At 60.7% G+C, this 17,089-nt stretch carries 18 protein-coding genes; 6 read left to right on the forward strand and 12 right to left on the reverse strand.

The annotated features are described in order from the left end of the window. Positions 1–20 precede the first annotated feature (20 nt). From GGR20_RS00530 to GGR20_RS00555, 7 genes are all read right to left on the reverse strand, one after another. Positions 21–425 (reverse strand): DUF1275 family protein, encoded by a 405-nt coding sequence (locus GGR20_RS00530; protein ID WP_420827414.1) that lies wholly within the window; start codon positions 423–425, stop codon positions 21–23. Further along, positions 403–570: a DUF1275 family protein gene (locus tag GGR20_RS19195; protein WP_420827415.1), complete on the reverse strand. Its 168-nt coding sequence runs from the start codon at positions 568–570 to the stop codon at positions 403–405. The genes GGR20_RS00530 and GGR20_RS19195 overlap by 23 nt, the downstream gene beginning before the upstream one ends. 7 nt (positions 571–577) lie before the next feature. Beyond that, the gene (locus GGR20_RS00535; protein ID WP_183309302.1) at positions 578–994 is read right to left on the reverse strand and encodes an HIT family protein; all 417 of its coding nucleotides are present in this window, start codon (positions 992–994) and stop codon (positions 578–580) included. Between the two features lie 73 nt (positions 995–1,067). Continuing rightward, positions 1,068–2,243 (reverse strand): GNAT family N-acetyltransferase, encoded by a 1,176-nt coding sequence (locus tag GGR20_RS00540; RefSeq protein ID WP_253560057.1) that lies wholly within the window; start codon positions 2,241–2,243, stop codon positions 1,068–1,070. A gap of 74 nt (positions 2,244–2,317) precedes the next feature. Then, positions 2,318–2,776 (reverse strand): RidA family protein, encoded by a 459-nt coding sequence (locus tag GGR20_RS00545; RefSeq protein ID WP_157289211.1) that lies wholly within the window; start codon positions 2,774–2,776, stop codon positions 2,318–2,320. Further along, positions 2,773–4,107, reverse strand: a complete 1,335-nt coding sequence (locus GGR20_RS00550) for a DNA polymerase IV (RefSeq protein ID WP_183309303.1) — start codon at positions 4,105–4,107, stop codon at positions 2,773–2,775. Before GGR20_RS00550 ends, GGR20_RS00545 begins: the two co-directional genes overlap by 4 nt. A gap of 1 nt (position 4,108) precedes the next feature. Continuing rightward, positions 4,109–4,387 carry a DUF3572 family protein gene (locus GGR20_RS00555; protein ID WP_183309304.1) on the reverse strand — a complete coding sequence of 93 codons (279 nt, stop codon included), beginning with the start codon at positions 4,385–4,387 and terminating at the stop codon, positions 4,109–4,111. A gap of 130 nt (positions 4,388–4,517) precedes the next feature. On the opposite strand from GGR20_RS00555, the gene GGR20_RS00560 reads away from it, so the two are divergent. Beyond that, positions 4,518–4,889 (forward strand): response regulator, encoded by a 372-nt coding sequence (locus GGR20_RS00560; protein WP_183309305.1) that lies wholly within the window; start codon positions 4,518–4,520, stop codon positions 4,887–4,889. Between the two features lie 86 nt (positions 4,890–4,975). Next, positions 4,976–6,346: a PleD family two-component system response regulator gene (locus GGR20_RS00565; RefSeq protein ID WP_183309306.1), complete on the forward strand. Its 1,371-nt coding sequence runs from the start codon at positions 4,976–4,978 to the stop codon at positions 6,344–6,346. A 432-nt stretch (positions 6,347–6,778) separates the two neighbouring features. Here the strand turns inward: GGR20_RS00565 and rpmG are convergent, their stop codons facing one another. Further along, positions 6,779–6,946: a 50S ribosomal protein L33 gene (gene rpmG / locus GGR20_RS00570; protein ID WP_183309307.1), complete on the reverse strand. Its 168-nt coding sequence runs from the start codon at positions 6,944–6,946 to the stop codon at positions 6,779–6,781. 113 nt (positions 6,947–7,059) lie between these two features. On the opposite strand from rpmG, the gene GGR20_RS00575 reads away from it, so the two are divergent. Then, positions 7,060–7,476, forward strand: coding sequence for a hypothetical protein (locus GGR20_RS00575; protein WP_183309308.1), 417 nt, complete (start codon positions 7,060–7,062; stop codon positions 7,474–7,476). On the opposite strand, the gene GGR20_RS00580 is transcribed toward GGR20_RS00575, so the two are convergent. Together GGR20_RS00580 and rnr are read right to left on the reverse strand one after the other, a co-directional pair. Continuing rightward, entirely contained in the window at positions 7,473–7,868 is a 396-nt protein-coding gene (locus GGR20_RS00580; RefSeq protein WP_183309309.1) for a DUF983 domain-containing protein, read from the reverse strand. The genes GGR20_RS00575 and GGR20_RS00580 overlap by 4 nt on opposite strands. A 3-nt stretch (positions 7,869–7,871) precedes the next feature. Further along, positions 7,872–10,151, reverse strand: coding sequence for a ribonuclease R (gene rnr / locus GGR20_RS00585; protein WP_183309310.1), 2,280 nt, complete (start codon positions 10,149–10,151; stop codon positions 7,872–7,874). A 160-nt stretch (positions 10,152–10,311) separates the two neighbouring features. Here rnr and plsY point away from each other — a divergent pair, with 160 nt between their 5' ends. Continuing rightward, complete coding sequence (gene plsY / locus GGR20_RS00590) at positions 10,312–10,920, forward strand: glycerol-3-phosphate 1-O-acyltransferase PlsY (protein ID WP_183309311.1); 609 nt, start codon at positions 10,312–10,314, stop codon at positions 10,918–10,920. Continuing rightward, the gene (gene dprA, locus GGR20_RS00595; protein WP_183309312.1) at positions 10,920–12,044 is read left to right on the forward strand and encodes a DNA-processing protein DprA; all 1,125 of its coding nucleotides are present in this window, start codon (positions 10,920–10,922) and stop codon (positions 12,042–12,044) included. The genes plsY and dprA overlap by 1 nt, the downstream gene beginning before the upstream one ends. On the opposite strand, the gene murB is transcribed toward dprA, so the two are convergent. Together murB and GGR20_RS00605 are read right to left on the reverse strand one after the other, a co-directional pair. Next, positions 12,041–13,075 carry a UDP-N-acetylmuramate dehydrogenase gene (gene murB / locus GGR20_RS00600; protein ID WP_246349349.1) on the reverse strand — a complete coding sequence of 345 codons (1,035 nt, stop codon included), beginning with the start codon at positions 13,073–13,075 and terminating at the stop codon, positions 12,041–12,043. The two genes, dprA and murB, sit on opposite strands and share 4 nt — an antisense overlap. A 69-nt stretch (positions 13,076–13,144) precedes the next feature. Next, a complete protein-coding gene (locus tag GGR20_RS00605) occupies positions 13,145–14,170 on the reverse strand; it encodes an aldo/keto reductase (RefSeq protein WP_183309313.1) in 1,026 nt (341 codons plus the stop codon). 262 nt (positions 14,171–14,432) lie between these two features. On the opposite strand from GGR20_RS00605, the gene topA reads away from it, so the two are divergent. Beyond that, the gene (gene topA, locus GGR20_RS00610; RefSeq protein WP_183309314.1) at positions 14,433–17,084 is read left to right on the forward strand and encodes a type I DNA topoisomerase; all 2,652 of its coding nucleotides are present in this window, start codon (positions 14,433–14,435) and stop codon (positions 17,082–17,084) included. Positions 17,085–17,089 lie beyond the last annotated feature (5 nt).

Below are 17,089 nucleotides of genomic sequence, written 5' to 3' on the forward strand. Positions count from 1 at the left end.
GGAAGCGATTCCGGCCCTTTTCACGTTGCCGATTTGCCGGCCCAAAGATGAGCGATCGCAAAGGCTGTATAGATTGCCACCGGCACAAACAGTGTGTGGATGCCGGTGAAGCGATAGAGCAGGGCGCCAAATGCTGCGCCGCCCAACAAGTCAAACCAGATCGCCAAATGCTGCAACCAGCGCAGTTTGGGCGCGGCTCCCCAGAGCGCCAGAGCCAGATCCTGACCTGCCATGTAAAGCGTGCCGGTGACGAAGGTTGCGCCGAGCCGGACGACCCCGCGCATGGGCAGAATAGCGTTTTGTGCCCCGGCCGTCGCAGCGAGAACAAGCATGGCCCGACAGGGCGGAAAGCCGATCAGGACGAGCACCAGGGTCAGGGCGACACCAAACAGGGCAGCGAAGCTAACCGCTGCCGGAGGAGCCATCAACCAACGCGGCGCCGGCCTGGGTCGTGTTGCCACTCATGAACGAGGTGAAATAGCCGCCCAGTTCGATGAATCCTGCCGCGTCAACAAGGCCTGCCGTGGCGGTCAGTACCATGCCGAGGGCGAGGTGACGGGATGGGGTCATGGCCGTGTCAGAGATGGGCTGCGATGTCTTTGGCGAGGGTGGCCAGTTCTGCGTCGTCGGCCTTCCCGCCGCCATGGGCGCCCAACGCCACGCCGTCATAGACCGGGATGATATGGAAATGCAGGTGGAAAACGGTTTGCCCCGCAGGGGCTTCGTTGAACTGGGCGAGACGCACCCCATCGGCATTGGTGGCAGCCTTGACGGCTCTGGCAACGCGCTGAACCAGCGGCATGACGGATGACAAAGTGGCCGGATCGGCGTCGAGCAGATTGCGCGATGCGGCTTTTGGAATAAGGAGGGTATGTCCCTTGGATTGGGGAAATATGTCCATCATCACCAGCGCATTTTCGTCCTCATGAACCTTGTGGCAGGGCAACTCGCCCTTGAGGATTTTTGCGAAGATGTTTGCGGGGTCATAGGTCATGCGGTGTACTCCTGCTGCCTGGTAGGCATGGCAAGGGATTGGCATGCGGGTCAAGGCCGAGAATGGCTGAAGACTATCGCTCCTGGCGCTCGCCCTTACGGAACGGCGTGAAGCCCTCAAGCAGTTCCTGCTGCTGTTCAATGGCTGGACGCTCGTCATCGAGATAGTGAGCAACGGCGTTCCTGAGACCCGGATGAGCAATCCAGTGAATTGAGTGGGTCAATACGGGTTCGTAGCCGCGCGCCAGCTTGTGTTCGCCCTGCGCACCAGCTTCGACAACGGCCAGCTTGTGGGCAATGGCATAGTCGATGGCCTGATAGTAGCAGACTTCGAAATGCAGGAACGGCACGTCGCGGGTGGCGCCCCAGTTGCGGCCATAAAGCGTGTCCTCGCCACGGAAGTTGATGGCACCGGCAATCGGGGTGTCGCCTTCGTAGGCCAGCATCAGCACAACGCGATCGGCCATGTACTGGCCGAGCAGAGAAAAGAACGTGCGATTGAGATAAGGGCGGCCCCATTTGCGGGCGCCGGTGTCTTCATAGAAGGCATAGAAAGCATCCCAGTGATGCTCCTGCAGATCGCTGCCCGAAAGCCAGCGAACTTCCAGGCCATCGGCCAGCGCATCTCGGCGCTCCCGGCGGATGGTCTTGCGCTTGCGGGACGAAAGGGTTTCGAGGAATTCCTCGAAACTTCCGTAGTTCCGATTGTGCCAATGAAACTGGGTATCAACGCGGCGCAGCCAATCGAGTGACCCCGCCAGCTCGGCCTCCAGTTCTGGCACGAAGGTGAGATGAACCGAGGATGCGTCATGCCGTCCGGCCAATTGCTGGGCCGTTGAAAGGAGCGCGGCCTGTGCTTCCAGACTATGTGAGGGCACCAGCAGCTTCGGGGCGGTCGCCGGTGTAAATGGCACCGAGCCCTGCAGTTTCGGATAGTAATGGCCGCCGGCCCGCTCGAGCGCATTGGCCCAGCCATGGTCGAAGACATATTCGCCCATGGAGTGCGATTTCAGGAATAGCGGTAGGAGGCCGACTGGTGTGTTCGTTCCGTCGGTGAGCAGGATGTGCTGGGCCTGCCAGCCGGTCTGGCCGGTGGCGCAGCCGGACTCCTCAAGTGCCAGGAAGAAGGCGTGATCAAGAAACGGATTGTCGACTGCGCCATCGGTGGCGGGCGCCATACCGTTCCACACCGAAGCTGGAATGGATGCGGTGCTGGGATGGATAGTGGCAGTGTATTGGGTTTCGGACACTTCGTTGGCAGGCCTTGGAACGTGTCTGAGCGATATGGGGAGACGGTGCCCCGGTCGCAACCGGGGCAATGGTGCTAAACCTCGACGACTGCCTCGATCTCGACGGCTGCGCCCATGGGAAGAGCAGCTACGCCGAATGCAGCACGGGCGTGCTTGCCCTTGTCGCCCAACACGTTAACCAGAAGGTCGGAGGCGCCATTGGCCACCAGATGCTGTTCGAAAAAGTCGGAAGTCGAGGCCACAAGGACCGTCAGCTTCACGATCTTCTTGATCTCGTGCAGTGGTACGCCGGCCGTGTGCTCAATCTGGGCCAGAATGTTGACGGCGCACAGTTCGGCGGCATTGCCACCCTGAACGACGTTCATGTTGTCACCCAGGAGGCCCTGCACTACGCCATTCTCGTTGCTGGAGAGCTGGCCGGAAACATAGAGCAGGTTGCCGCTACGATTGACGGGCACATAACTGGCCACTGGTGCCTTGGGTGCGGGCAGCTCATAGCCATATTCGCGGAGCTTTTCGATCGGGTCGGTCATTTGGTCTTGCCTTCGAGGTCGTCTGCTTCTTCTTCGGATATCGGGCCCAGAGGAGTCGTGGCCCTAGTGCTATATAGCTTGCCGCGAACAACGGCGGTACGCCCAAATCTGGTGCGAACCTTATCCATGGCCCGCTCGGCGGCAGCTTTTCTTGCAACCTGGGGTTCCAGCAAGTCGCCGGGGTCTGATCCGTCTGCTGGGGCCAAGCCCGAAACCCCGATGCCGATGAGGCGAAACGGCGTGCCGTCCACCTCCCGCGTCAGTAGGCTCGTGCCTGTCTCGTAGAGAACATTGGCAAGCTGTGTTGGCATCATCAGGTGTCGAGCGCGTGTGCGCAACTTAAATCCGGCTGTCTTGAGCTTGATTGTGACCGTGTCGCCGACGAGACCCTTTGCCTTGAGGCGCTCGGACAGGCGCTCCGAACATTGCAGCAATTGGGTGGACAACTCTTCAAGCCCAGCCAGATCGCGGAAAAAGGTAGTCTCTGAGGACACCGTCTTAATGTCCCCTTCGGTGGAAACGCGCCGAACATCCTGACCCTGCGCCAGCCGCGCCAGCCGGGCGCCAGATTCTCCATAGAGCCGGATGAGGCGTACGGGGTCTTCGTCCTGAAGCTGGCCTATGGTGTGGTAGCCGTCCTTTTTGAGGGTCTCGTAAAACACCTTACCAACGCCGAAGATCAGGTTGATGGGCTTCGGGGCAAGGAACTCCAGCGTTTCGGCAGCACCGATGACGGCAAAGCCTCGGGGTTTGTCGAGATCGGAGGCGATTTTCGCGAGGAACTTGTTGTGGCTGAGGCCCACTGAGATTGTGACGCCGATTTCCTGCTCGATGGTCCGGACAAAGCGGGCCAGACTGAGGGCAGGGGGAGCCTTGTGCACGCGCTCGGTTCCGGTCAAGTCAAGAAACGCTTCGTCGATGGATATCGGCTCGACCAATGGCGTCAACGTATCCATGTGCCGCCTGATCTGGCGGCTGACATCGACATATTTCGCCATATTGGGTTTGACCACGACCGCGTCGGGACAAAGCTCGAGCGCCTTGAACATGGGCATGGCCGAGCGCACACCCGATTGGCGGGCGATATAGCAGCAGGTGGAGACGACGCCACGTTGGCCGCCGCCGATGATCAGTGGCTTGTCGCGCAGCGAGGGGGCGTCGCGTTTTTCCACGGAGGCGTAGAAGGCGTCGCAGTCAACATGAGCAATCGAGAGGTCAAAGAGTTCTTCATGGTTGCGCAAGCGCGGCGAGCCGCACGCCGGGCAGCGGCTCGGGACGGCCGGTGAGGAACCCGCCTGCAGGCAATCGCGGCAAAACCAATCGGTTGCCATGTTATTCAACTCTATTCAGGCGATACCAGACGCGCATGAACTGTTCAGGCGTGATGCCGGAGTTTGCGCATAGGGCGAGTAGAATCGGTTCATTTGAGGCAAAATAGTCAATAAGGCCGTGTTGCAGCCGATCCGATCCAATGGCGGCGCGCAAGGCGTCGGGAGTGAGACCGGCATGCTGCATGAAACCAAGCAGTTCTTCCGGATTTTCCGCAAGGTATCCCAGGCACATGTCCGCCAGGGCAGAAATATTGAGCGCGGAGCGGTCGGTTGCTGGCACGAGGCGGTCTCACTTGGTGTTTTGTTAGAGTTTGAATGCTAGCCCAGTTTGCAGGTGATTGCGAAGGTCTGCCTGACGGCCGACCAGAGTTTTCCGGCCCGGGCGCCCTGCGGTGCCCAAGCGAGGTAGAATGCCCAAGACTGTGATGATCGTAGAAGACAACGAGCTGAACATGAAGCTCTTCAACGATCTGCTGGAATCGCGCGGATATGCGGTGATCCAGACGCGCAATGGCATGGAGGCCCTGGATCTTGCCCGGGCGCATATGCCGGACCTGATCCTGATGGATATCCAACTGCCGGAAGTCTCGGGGTTGGTGGTCACCAAATGGCTCAAGGATGACGACGCGCTCGCCCATATTCCTGTGGTGGCCGTGACGGCCTTTGCGATGAAGGGCGATGAGGAACGCATCTTGCAGGGCGGCTGCGAGGGTTACATTTCCAAACCGATCTCGGTGTCTCACTTTCTGGAAACCATTGCGCACTACATTGGTCCCGCCTGATCGGCGCCATGGGATGGATGGCCGGTCGCGGCGAGCTTGAGGCCAGCCGGGACTGCTGGCAGGCCGTTTAAATCCGGGGTAGTGCAGTGACCGCGCGTGTTCTTATCGTCGACGATATTCCAACCAATGTTCGCCTGCTCGAGGCGCGGTTGAGTGCGGAATACTATGAGGTTTTGACCGCCAGTTCCGGCGCCCAGGCGCTTGATATCTGCGATAGCCAGGATGTCGACATTGTCCTGCTGGACGTGATGATGCCGGAAATGGACGGGTTCGAAGTCTGCCGTCGTCTCAAGGCCAATCCCAAGACACATCATTTGCCCGTCCTGATGATCACGGCGCTCGACCAGTCCTCGGACCGAGTTCAGGGGCTCGAAGCGGGCGCCGACGATTTCCTGACCAAGCCGGTGGACGACACCCAGCTCATGGCGCGGGTCAAAAGTCTGGTGCGACTGAAATCGCTGACCGATGAACTGCGCGCGCGCGCGCTGACCGGGCAGCAAATCGCTATTGAAGACGCGCTGCGCGCTATGGACAGCATTTCGGCCAGCGAAGGTTCGGTCCTGATTATCGATACCGACAGGCGGCACGCTGAACGCATCCAGGGCTATCTCACCCCGGATCACAAGGTGGATATTCTGACCGAACCGGCAGACGCGGTGTTTCAGGTGGCCGGGGGTGGATACGAGCTGGCGCTGGTCAGCATGAGTCTGGATAGCTTCGATCCGCTGCGGGTCAGCTCTCAAATTCGTACCGTGGAGCACGCGCGGAATCTGCCGATTATCCTGATGGCCGACGTAGCCGACAAGCCGCGCGTGGTTCGGGCGCTCGACCTGGGTGTCAATGACTATATCAGCCGTCCTGTGGAGCGAAATGAACTGCAGGCGCGGGTGCGGACCCAAATTCGCCGACACCGCTACGCGATGGAACTGCGCGAGAGCGTCAACAACACCATGGCCCTGGCCGTCACAGATGAACTGACCGGTCTTTATAATCGACGCTATTTCGACCGCCACCTCAATGTGATGCTCCACAAGGCACAGGAGCAGGATCGGGACATCGCCCTGATGATCCTGGACATCGACCACTTCAAGGCAGTGAACGACAACCACGGTCACGATGTGGGTGATGCGGTGCTGCGCGAATTCGCCGCCCGTCTCAAGCGCAATATTCGCGGTGTGGACCTGGCCTGCCGGTTTGGTGGCGAAGAGTTCGTGGTTCTGATGCCCGACACGGATACGGGGCAGGCCGAAGCGGTTGCTGAACGGGTGCGCCAGTCAATGGTGGAAAAACCATTCGATGTTGGGCCTGCCCGTCCGCTTTCGGTTACAGTTTCTGCCGGTGTGGCTCTCAAGGAAAGCCAGGCTGATACGCCGGAGACCCTCGTCAAACGGGCCGATGTGGCGCTGTACCGGGCCAAGCGCGAGGGCCGGAACCGGGTCATATTCGACGCGGCGTGACGGCAGTTAGCTAAACTGCCCGCTATTAGGGTTATTTGTTATAATTAACAACCGGTTGATGCAGTTCCGGTGCGGGATTCGCTTGGCCTTTTATCGGGTTGGGACTAGGTTCTCATCAGACGGTCTTGGGAGATATCCCAATGCCGCTCGCTCCCTACGGTCCATCTCAGGTCCGCCGCAACTCCTGAGTTCCGTAGGGCGGTTGGTCCGGACGCGGACAGAGTGGCCTCTTCGACATGCCGCTCCGGACCAGCCACTCTTCCTCCAGAGTGAGACGCATTGTGCAAGTCATCAGTGGACGCGGTGGCGCGCCATTCGTTATGCATTGGCCCAAAGGCGCTTGTGCGAGGGATGGGGATGCGGACGCTGCATACAAAGCAAAACCCCCGCAATCGCTTGCGGGGGTTTGTTCATTTCAAACAGGAAGCAAGATTACTTGATCTTGGCTTCCTTGAACTCGACATGCTTGCGCACAACCGGGTCGTACTTCTTGAACGAGAGCTTCTCGGTCTGGGTACGCGCGTTCTTCTTGGTGACGTAGAAAAAGCCGGTATCGGCCGTCGAGACGAGCTTGATCTTGATGGTGGCGGCCTTGGCCATTTCTGAAGTCCTTCACAAAGCGAAAGGCGCTGCAGCGGGGCAGCGCCGGAATTTGGGCGCAAACTACGGATTTGCTAGCCGTTGTCAAGTGATTGGATAGAGCGGAGGTAGGAATGAGTGAACCAAGGTCGCTGCTGAGCAAATTGCAGGTGCAGTCGGGTTATCGCCTATGGCTGGTGAATGTTCCACGCGACATAGCCGAGGAACTGAGTGCCGGGGCGGAGGTGGAACTCGTTTCGGGAGGCGAACCGCATGACGGCGTTCTGGCATTCTTCGATTCGTCGGAGGAAGTGAAAGTGTTGAGCGACCGAATTCTGGAGGGCATGGCGGAAACAGGACTAGTGTGGGTCGCATATCGTAAGGGAACCGCCGGGCGCGCGTCGGGTTTGAGTCGGGACGTCGGTTGGGAACCACTCGCTGAAGCAGGATGGCGCCCCGTTCGACAGATCGCAATCGACGCGGAATGGTCGGCATTGCGTTTCCGGCCCAAGCATCTGGTCAAGGCCAAGCCAGGCTCGCAGTTCGCTTAGTCGCGCTGTCCAGTGCCGAATCCGTACATGCGATTGGCCCATTGCAGACCAATAATGGCCCCCTTGATTGAGGGCAGCATGGCCAGCGGCAAGACAATGGCCAGCGGCACCATGGTCACCACATAGGTGATGGGCTGGACATGATAGGTCATGTCCAGGTGCAGCATCAGGAAGATGATGATGTGGCCCACAATGGTGATGGCGATGTAGGGTGGAAAATCGTCGGCGCGATGGTGGCTGAGCTCCTCGCCGCAAACATCGCATTGCGCGGCCGTCTTGAGATAGGCGCGGAACATCTTGCCCTGCCCACAATGGGGGCAGCGGCACAGGGTGCCGCGCCACATGGCGTTAGGCACGCTGCGCTCGTCGAGAACACGGGTCTGATCAGTCATCAGTCACCTCTTTCTCCGACCTTTGGGGCCGAAGCTCTTTGGTGGGCCTTTTCTCATGCGCTTGCCAGATGGCGGATTGCCGCGCTTGCCTTCGGACAATAGCTCGAAACGAAGCGCTCCAGCTACCGGCGCAGCCTCAAGCAGACGCACTTCCACCCGGTCCCCCAGGGTAAAGGTTTCGCCTGTGCGCTCGCCAATCATGGCCTGGCGCTCCTGGACAAAGCGGTAGTAGTCCTGGCCGAGAGTCGAAGCCGGGATGAAGCCGTCTGCGCCGGTTTCAAGCAGGCGAATAAAGAGGCCCGAGCGCGTGATGCCTGAGACCCGGCCCATGAAACGGGCGCCGATGCGTTCCGCGAGAAACTGGGCGAGGAGGCGGTCGGAGGTTTCACGCTCGGCCAGCATGGCGCGGCGCTCAGTGGCCGAAATGTGCTGGCCGATGCCAGTGAGCTTGCTCGCTTCCTGGTCGGTCAGGCCGTCATCACCCAGACCCAAGGCGCTTACCAGGGCGCGGTGAACGATCAAGTCGGCATAGCGGCGGATAGGCGAAGTGAAATGGGCGTAGCGGTCGAGATTGAGACCAAAATGCCCGTAATTCTCGGCTGAGTACTCGGCCTGCGCCTGGCTGCGCAGCACCATCTCACTGACTTGCTCGATATTCCCAGCCTTGCGCGCCTGATGGAGAATACCGTTGAAGTCGGATGCGCGCACGCTGTCCGATTTCTTGACGGCAATATCGAGGCTACCCAGAAATTCGCGCAGAGCCTGGAGTTTTTCGGAGGAAGGCTCGTCGTGCACGCGATAGAGGAGTTCGCTGCGTTTCTGCTCCAGTGTTTCGGCGGCCGCCACATTGGCGGCAATCATCATCTCTTCGATAAGCCGGTGCGCATCCAGGCGCTCGGGCACGTGAATGTCTCGCACCAGCCCCCTCTCATCGAGCAGGATCTTGCGTTCCGGCAGGTCGAGGTCGAGTGGGCCGCGCTGATCACGGGCCGAGGCCATAGCCGTATAGGCATCCCACAGAGGCCTGAGGATGGGATCAAGCAATGGGCCTGTCTGGTCGTCTGGATTGCCGTCGATTGCCGCCTGGGCCTGTTGGTAGGACAGCTTAGCGGCCGAGCGCATGAGAATGCGGTGGAAGCTGTGGCTCTTCTTGCGGCCGTCAGCGCCGAGCACCATGCGTACGGCGAGGGCCGCGCGGGGGACGCCTTCCTTGAGCGAACATAGTTCGTTGGAAATGCGCTCGGGTAGCATGGGGACCACGCGGTCCGGGAAATAGACCGAATTGCCACGCAGATAGGCTTCGCGATCCAGCGCGGTGCCTGGGCGAACATAGGCCGCTACGTCGGCGATGGCGACTGTAACGATATAGCCACCCTGGTTTTTCTCGTCATCGTCCGGGGCGGCGTGGACCGCGTCGTCGTGGTCCTTTGCGTCTGCCGGATCGATGGTGATGAGCGGCAGTTCGCGCCAATCTTCGCGACCTTTGAGGGTGGCTTCCTTGGCCTCTTCCGCCTCGCGGATCACGCTTTGCGGAAAGACATGGGGAATTTCGAGGTTGTGGATGGCGATCAGCGAGATTGCGCCTTCGGAATGCGGATTGCCGATAACCGAGGTGACACGGGCACGCGGGATCATCAGGCGGCCGGAGAATTTCACCTCCACTTCCACCAGATCCCCATCTGCAGCATCGCCAAGATCGCCCATGGCAATGCGCATCTCTTTCTGCTTGCGGTCCACCGGAATCAACCGGGCGCCGTCGTCATCCTTGCGGACGATGCCAATATGGGCGCGCCGCGGCTTGTCGAGCACCTTCATCGGCTTGGCGGTGTAGTCAGGAACAGCGTCTTCTCCGGCATCGATCCGGGCCAGGATGCGGTCACCGGGGGCAGGAACGACGCGGGCATGCGGGCCAACCAGCACGCGGACACGCGGCATTTCGCCTTCGTCCGGGTTCCACTGCGCCGGGAAGGCGTGCAGGTCATCGGGGTCGGCGTCGCCGGGAATATCGAGCACGGTAACGTGGGGCAGGGCGGCCGTGCGGCGGAGCGCCTTGCGGGTGCGCGTGATAACGCCTTCACCTTCAAGCTCGGCCAGCATGGCCTTGAAGGGTCGTCGCAGGTCGCCGCGAATGCCGAAGACCTTGGCCAGATCGCGCTTGCCCTTGATATTGTCTTCCTGAGCCAGGGCCTCGAGCAATTGCTCGCGCGTGGGGAGCCGCTCGGCCACGGGCAGCCGCGGGCGTTTGGGACCGGAGGTGTTCTTGGGTTTTATGGATTTGGCCATGACTGAAGTGTTTCTGAAAACTGGCCCTTATGTAGGGGATCGGCGCCGCTTTGCCAAACCAGGCGTGCCACGCGGTGGTGCGCAAATCGGTTCACCCTCTTGTGACATCGGGCATTGAGAGGCTAGACCTTGGCGCAACGCCGTGAGGAGGGGTCGTTTCATGCCCGCCGAAATATTGCCGCTGATCTTTGCACTCGTGCTGGGCTATCTCTCAGGCTCGATTCCGTTTGGCCTGATCCTGACCCGGGCGGCAGGTATGGGCGACATCCGTTCCATCGGTTCGGGCAATATCGGCGCGACCAATGTGCTGCGGACCGGTAACCGCCCCATTGCGGCAGCGACGCTGGTGCTCGATGCGCTCAAGGCTGTCGCTCCCATCCTTATCGCCCGCTATTACTGGGGCGAAGACGCTGCGCGGTTTGCGGCGCTCGGCGCCTTCCTCGGCCACTGCTTTCCTGTCTGGATCGGTTTCAAGGGCGGCAAAGGTGTGGCCGTGATGATCGGCTCCCTGCTGGCGCTGAGCTGGCCCGCCGGGCTGATCTTCTGCGCGGTATGGCTGTTGATCGCCTTTACCCGCAAAGTCTCGTCGCTGGCTGCACTGACGGCCGCAGCGACGGCGCCAATCTTTGCCTATGTATTCAATGGTGAGCGGTTGGCACTAGTGGTTACCGGGTTGGCACTGTTGCTGTTCTTCCAGCACCGGGAAAATATCGCCAGGCTGCTCAAGGGGACCGAGCCGACCATTGGCGGCGACAAGAAGGCGGGCTGATGCAGGCCGGGCGGGTGACCAGAGAACTGACGCCCGCTCAACGCATCGCCTGGTTGCGGTTGATCCGCACCGAAAATATCGGACCGGTGACTTTCCGGCAGTTGCTCAACCGGTTCGGATCGGCGGAGGCGGCACTGGAGGCGCTCCCAGAGATCAGCGCCAAGGCCGGGCGCCCGATGCAGGCGATCAGCCAGGGGCGGGCCGAGGACGAGATTGCAGGCCTCGATCGCTATGGCGCCCGGCTGGTGGGGCAGGGCGAGCCGGGCTATCCCGACCATCTGTTGCAGATTTCAGGTGCCCCGCCATTGTTGACCCTCGCCGGTGGCGAGCGGCTCGATTGGCGTCGCACGGTCGGTATTGTTGGCGCCCGGAATGCGTCTAGCGCCGGGGTGAGAATGACCCGCATGCTGGCAGGTGATCTCGGGATAGCCGGCTACAGCGTCGTATCGGGACTTGCGCGGGGTGTTGATACGGCAGCACATCGGGCCAGTCTGGAGTCAGGCACGATCGCCGTCCTCGCGGGGGGCTTCGATCGCATCTATCCCGAGGAGAATATTCCCCTAGCGCACGACATTCTCGACAATGGCGGGGCGCTACTAACCGAGATGCCGCTCGGCTGGGAGCCTCGTTCCCGTGATTTTCCCAGGCGTAACCGGCTGGTTTCGGGTCTGTCACTGGGCGTGGTGGTGGTCGAGGCTGCGAAGCGCTCCGGCTCGCTGATCACCGCCCGGCTGGCCCTGGAACAGAATCGCGATGTCTTTGCGGTGCCCGGCTCGCCACTCGACCCAAGGGCTGAGGGGGGCAATCTGCTGATCCAGCAAGGCGCTCGACTGGTCACCAGTGCAGCGGATATCATCGAGGTGGTCAGCAGCGCCGACCCGGCTCGCCACGCCTTGTTCGAACCGGAATGGCGACCGGACGAGGCCGCCGAGCAGAGTGAACCGGCGCCGGATGACCGGGGCAAATTGCTGCAGGCGCTGAGCACGACGCCGGTGGATGTCGATGAGTTGATCGGTCAAACCGGCATCGCGCCGCAGGCGATGCAGATCCTGCTGCTCGAACTCGATATTGGTGGGCAGATCGAGTGGTCGAGTGGGCAGTTGGTGGCGCTGCGCTATAGCTAGAGAAAGATCGGTTCTTCGTGCAGTTCGATGCCGAACCTGGCGTGGACTGTCTGCTTGATATGGTTGGCAAGGGCCGCAATGTCGGCCTGTTGCGCGCCGCCGTGATTGACCAGAACCAGCGCGTGACGCTCGGATATGCCCACCGGACCCATGCGGTGGCCCTTGAGGCCGGAATGCTCGATCAGCCAGCCCGCCGAGAGTTTTACCCGGTTGTTGGCCTGTGGATAGCAGGGGGCTGAGGAGAACTCTTCCAGTACAGGAGCGGCTTCGGCGGTGGTCACGACCGGGTTCTGAAAGAAAGAGCCGGCATTGGGCGTCACCCGCCAGTCCGGAAGCTTGCTGGTGCGCAACGCAATGACACGGTGCATGACTGCCTGCGGGTTGATCTCTTTCGTGTCGGCGAGATCAGAGAGGCCGGCGAACGCCAGATTGGGTGCCCAGGATGTGGGCAGGGTGAAGCGGACAGCAAGCACGACATACCGGTTTGGCTGCCGCTTAAACGCACTGTCGCGATAGCCGAATGCACAGTCGTCTTTTTCGAAGGTCACAGTGGTGCCAGATGCGCGGTCATAGGCGGTCAGGGAGCAGAAGATGTCGGCCAGTTCAGCTCCATAGGCGCCGATATTTTGTACCGGTGCAGCGCCTACCGTGCCTGGAATGAGCGCGAGGTTCTCAAGGCCACCTAGCCCCTGCTGTACGGTCCAGCGGACGAAATCATGCCAGGTTTCACCTGCTGCGGCCTCGACCATAATGGCTTCGCTGCTCTGCTCGATGATCGATCGGCCACGCAGCGCGAGAAGGGCGGTGATGCCGTCGAAATCGGGCGCCAGCACGACATTGCTGCCCCCGCCAAGCACCCGCACCGGCAAGTTCTGCGTCGCGGCATAGTCGAAAAGCGCCGGCAGTAGTTCGGGCTCGTCAATCATCAAGCCGAAGCGCGAGCGGGCCCGCAGCGCCAGGGTGTTGTGGGCGGTCAGGTCAAAATCGGGAATCAGGGCAGCAGCGATGTCGGTCATTGGCCGCATAGACATCACTTTTGCGGTCCCTCAAGCAAGAGAGAATACGGCCCCGGCATGGATGCGCGGGGCCGTAGACGAGCTTCAGCGTCCGCCTTCGATCTTGCGGTGGCGCTGGTTAGTGCCGCCGGTCCCATAGGGATAGTCTGCCATATCCGGCTTGCTGACCGCGCTCAGGCGATCCAGTTCCTCAGCGGTCAGGGTCAGGTCCGCGGCGCCAAGATTGTCGTTGAGCTGCTGTTCGGTGCGGACGCCCAAGATCACCGAGGTCACTGCTGGCTGTGCGGCTGTCCAGGCGAGCGCAACCTGCGCCATGCTGACGCCGCGCGCCTTGGCGATGTCTTCGACGGCCCCGATGATGTCCCAGGTGCGCGACTGAGCATTGCGGGCCTCATAGGCCTCCATGCCACGCTTGGGGTTTTCACCGAGGCGACTGATGCCGGTGGGCATCTGGTCGCGCTTGTATTTTCCCGAGAGCCAGCCGCCACCGAGTGGAGACCAGGGTAGCAGACCCATATTGGCGTCCTGGCAGGCCGGGACGATCTCGTGCTCGATGTCGCGAACGAGCAAATTATATTGGGGCTGCAGGGTTACAGGAGGCGCAAAGCGGTGAAGTTTGGCGATCCAGACAGCCTTGGTGAGCTGCCAGCCAAGGAAATTGGAGAAACCGTAATAGGCGATCTTGCCCGCACCGATAGCGTCATCGAGAAAGCGCAGAGTCTCCTCGATGGGCGTCAGGGCGTCCCATGCATGCATCTGGTAGAGGTCGATCTGCTCGACCCCGAGCCGGCGCAGCGACGCTTCGAGGGCTTCGGACAGGTGCTTGCGCGACAGCCCAATATGGTTGGGGCCGTCACCCATCGGAAAGCGGCCCTTGGTGGCGATGACCAGGTCCCGCAGCTTTTTCGTCTTGAGCCAGCGCCCGACGATTTCTTCGGAGGTACCTGCAGAATATACGTCAGCGGTATCGAGGAAATTGCCACCGGCCTCGACATATCTGTCCATCAGGGTGTGGGCGGTGGCTTCGTCGGATTCAGCGCCGAAGGTCATGGTACCCAGGCAGAGATGAGAGACGACGGCCCCACTGTTTCCAAGCTTGCGATAGTCCATAGTCATCTCTCCTCCTGTAGAATTGCAGGCAGCGTACCTTCTCCGGTGGGGGCCGGGGCGCGTCTCACACAGCAATATTGGTGTTGTCGAAGGCGCAGAACGCGCCTCTCCAACCGTGCATGTATGGAAGATGAGATGCAAGCCTTTTATCGCATTAGTACGATGAAGTGAAAGTGACTGCTGCAGCGCTGCCCGTTGACACCGGCATCCGCCTTCACCATGTTGCGCGCTCTTTGAGCTAGCAGTTGCGGAAAGCTAATCCATGAAGGTCGTCGTCGTTGAAAGTCCGGCTAAAGCCAAGACAATCAACAAATATTTGGGCAAGGACTACGAGGTCCTGGCCAGCTTCGGCCATATCCGTGACCTGCCGGCCAAGGATGGATCGGTTCGACCGGACGAAGATTTCGCCATGTCCTGGGTGGTCGACACGGCGGCAAAAAAGCGCATCTCTGACATTGCTTCGGCGCTCAAGGGCGCTGACGGGTTGATCCTGGCGACTGACCCGGATCGCGAAGGCGAGGCAATTTCCTGGCATATTCTGGATGTCCTGCGCGCCAAAAAGGCGCTCAAGAAGGATACGCCGGTACAGCGCGTGGTGTTCAACGCGATTACCAAGGATGCGGTTACCGCTGCCATGGCTGCGCCGCGGGAGATCGATATGCCCTTGGTCGATGCCTATCTGGCACGCCGGGCCCTTGATTATCTCGTAGGCTTCACACTGTCGCCGATCCTCTGGCGCAAGCTGCCGGGCTCGCGCTCGGCCGGGCGTGTGCAGTCGGTAGCGCTGCGTCTGGTTTCCGACCGCGAGCGTGAAATCGAGAAGTTCAAGGCCGATGAATATTGGTCTGTTGAGGCTCAGCTGGCACAGGGTGGCAAGAACTTCCTGGCGCGGCTATTCGCCGTCGATGGCAAGAAGTCCGACAAGCTCGACATCAAGTCCGGCGACGATGCTGCGACGCTCAAGAAGCTGATCGAAGCCGGTCAGTTCAATGTAGCCAATGTCGAGAAGAAGCCGACCAAGCGCAATCCCTATGCACCGTTCACCACATCGAGCATGCAGCAGGATGCGTCTTCGCGGCTGGGCCTGTCGCCGAACCGGACGATGCAGATTGCCCAGCGTCTCTACGAGGACGGGTTGATTACCTATATGCGTACCGACGCGGTGCAGATGGCGCCAGAGGGCATTGCGATGGCGCGCTCTGTGATCGGGAAATATTTCGGCGCGGAGTATCTGCCTGAAAAGGCCCGCATTTATCAGTCCAAGGCCAAGAATGCGCAGGAAGCGCACGAGGCCATTCGCCCCACCGACATGTTCAAGCGCCCCGAGAGCCTCAATCTCGACGCGGACCAAGCCAAGCTTTACGGCCTGATCTGGAAGCGGACGCTTGCCAGCCAGATGACATCGGCCGAGATTGACCGCACTTCGGTGGATATCGCTGTCAACGTGCCTGGTCGGGCGGTAACTTTGCGCGCGACCGGATCGGTAGTGAAGTTCCCGGGCTTTCTGACCCTATACGGGGTGGAGGCCAAAACCGACAATGACGGCGATGGCGATGAGGAAGGCCGCGAATTGCCGCCTCTGGCTGTCGGCGACAAGCCTGAGCTGAAGAAGGTGGAGATCGAGCAGCACTTCACCCAGCCGCCGGCGCGTTTCACTGAAGCCAGCCTGATCAAGAAGATGGAAGAGCTGGGCATTGGCCGTCCGTCGACCTATGCGGCGACCCTGACGACGCTCAAGGACCGCGACTACGTCAAGCTCGAAGGCAAGGCGCTGCATCCCGAGGATCGCGGGCGCATTGTGACTTCGTTCCTGGAGAGCTTCTTCTCTCGCTACGTCGAGTACGATTTCACGGCTCAACTGGAGGAGCAACTCGATCAGGTCTCGGCCGGTGAGTTGGACTACAAGGTGTTGTTGCGGGATTTCTGGACGGGCTTCACCGCTGCGACCGAAGAGATCAAGGATCTTCGCGTATCCGAAGTGCTGGACGCACTCAATGACATGTTGGCAGACCACATTTTCCCGGCCAAGGAAGATGGTTCGGACCCACGCAAGTGCCCTACTTGCGGGACCGGCATGCTGTCACTGAAGCTTGGCAAATTTGGAGCCTTTATCGGCTGTTCGAATTATCCGGATTGCAAGCACACCATGCAGCTGTCCGACGCAGCCACCGGCCAGTCTTCCGAAGCGGCTGTGGGTGACGGTGTTCTCGGGACCGATCCGGCCAGTGGCGAGGAAGTGTTCCTCAAGTCCGGGCGTTTCGGGCCATATGTACAATTAGGTGATGGCAAGGAGCCCAAGCGTTCTTCACTGCCCAAGGGGTGGGACGCTGCCAGCATGACGCTGGAAAAAGCCCTGCAACTGCTTGCCCTGCCGCGCGAGGTTGGCCTGCACCCGGAGACGGGTCTGCCCATCTCGGCCGGGCTGGGCCGCTATGGCCCCTTCCTGCTACATGACGGCAAATATGCCAATCTGCCGGACGTGGAAGAGGTTTTCACCGTGGGGCTCAATCGCGCCGTTGATCTGATCGCCCAGAAGGCGGCCAGTGGTGGTCGGGGCGGGCGGGGTGCGGCTGTGCCGGCGATCCAGACCTTTGAACACGACGGGGGGCCAATCACTGTGCGGGCGGGTCGCTATGGTCCGTATGTCAATCAGGGCAAGATCAACGCGACCCTGCCTAAGGACCTCAAGCCTGAAGACGTCACGGTGGAGCAGGCAATCGCACTGATTGCCGCGCGTGCCGAGGCGACTGGCGGCAAGAAGCGCGCCCCTGCCAAGAAGGCGGCTGCCAAGAAACCAGCGGCCAAGAAGGCGCCAGCAAAGAAGGCGCCAGCAAAGAAGGCTCCGGCAAAGAAAGCCGCAGCGAAAAAGCCGGCTGCAAAGAAGATCGCGAAGTCGGAAGACGTACCGTTCTAAGGTCA

Origin of the sequence: Devosia subaequoris, from assembly GCF_014197055.1 — a bacterium.
In the GTDB taxonomy this organism is placed as follows: Bacteria; Pseudomonadota; Alphaproteobacteria; order Rhizobiales; family Devosiaceae; genus Devosia; species Devosia subaequoris.

Coding starts and splice junctions, on each gene's coding strand:
- GGR20_RS00530 (WP_420827414.1), bottom strand. CDS start 425: ATGGCTCCTCCGGCAGCGGTTAGCTTCGCTGCCCTGTTTGGTGTCGCC.
- GGR20_RS19195 (WP_420827415.1), bottom strand. CDS start 570: ATGACCCCATCCCGTCACCTCGCCCTCGGCATGGTACTGACCGCCACG.
- GGR20_RS00535 (WP_183309302.1), bottom strand. CDS start 994: ATGACCTATGACCCCGCAAACATCTTCGCAAAAATCCTCAAGGGCGAG.
- GGR20_RS00545 (WP_157289211.1), bottom strand. CDS start 2,776: ATGACCGACCCGATCGAAAAGCTCCGCGAATATGGCTATGAGCTGCCC.
- GGR20_RS00550 (WP_183309303.1), bottom strand. CDS start 4,107: ATGGCAACCGATTGGTTTTGCCGCGATTGCCTGCAGGCGGGTTCCTCA.
- GGR20_RS00560 (WP_183309305.1), top strand. CDS start 4,518: ATGCCCAAGACTGTGATGATCGTAGAAGACAACGAGCTGAACATGAAG.
- rpmG (WP_183309307.1), bottom strand. CDS start 6,946: ATGGCCAAGGCCGCCACCATCAAGATCAAGCTCGTCTCGACGGCCGAT.
- GGR20_RS00575 (WP_183309308.1), top strand. CDS start 7,060: ATGAGTGAACCAAGGTCGCTGCTGAGCAAATTGCAGGTGCAGTCGGGT.
- GGR20_RS00580 (WP_183309309.1), bottom strand. CDS start 7,868: ATGACTGATCAGACCCGTGTTCTCGACGAGCGCAGCGTGCCTAACGCC.
- rnr (WP_183309310.1), bottom strand. CDS start 10,151: ATGGCCAAATCCATAAAACCCAAGAACACCTCCGGTCCCAAACGCCCG.
- plsY (WP_183309311.1), top strand. CDS start 10,312: ATGCCCGCCGAAATATTGCCGCTGATCTTTGCACTCGTGCTGGGCTAT.
- dprA (WP_183309312.1), top strand. CDS start 10,920: ATGCAGGCCGGGCGGGTGACCAGAGAACTGACGCCCGCTCAACGCATC.
- murB (WP_246349349.1), bottom strand. CDS start 13,075: ATGTCTATGCGGCCAATGACCGACATCGCTGCTGCCCTGATTCCCGAT.
- GGR20_RS00605 (WP_183309313.1), bottom strand. CDS start 14,170: ATGGACTATCGCAAGCTTGGAAACAGTGGGGCCGTCGTCTCTCATCTC.
- topA (WP_183309314.1), top strand. CDS start 14,433: ATGAAGGTCGTCGTCGTTGAAAGTCCGGCTAAAGCCAAGACAATCAAC.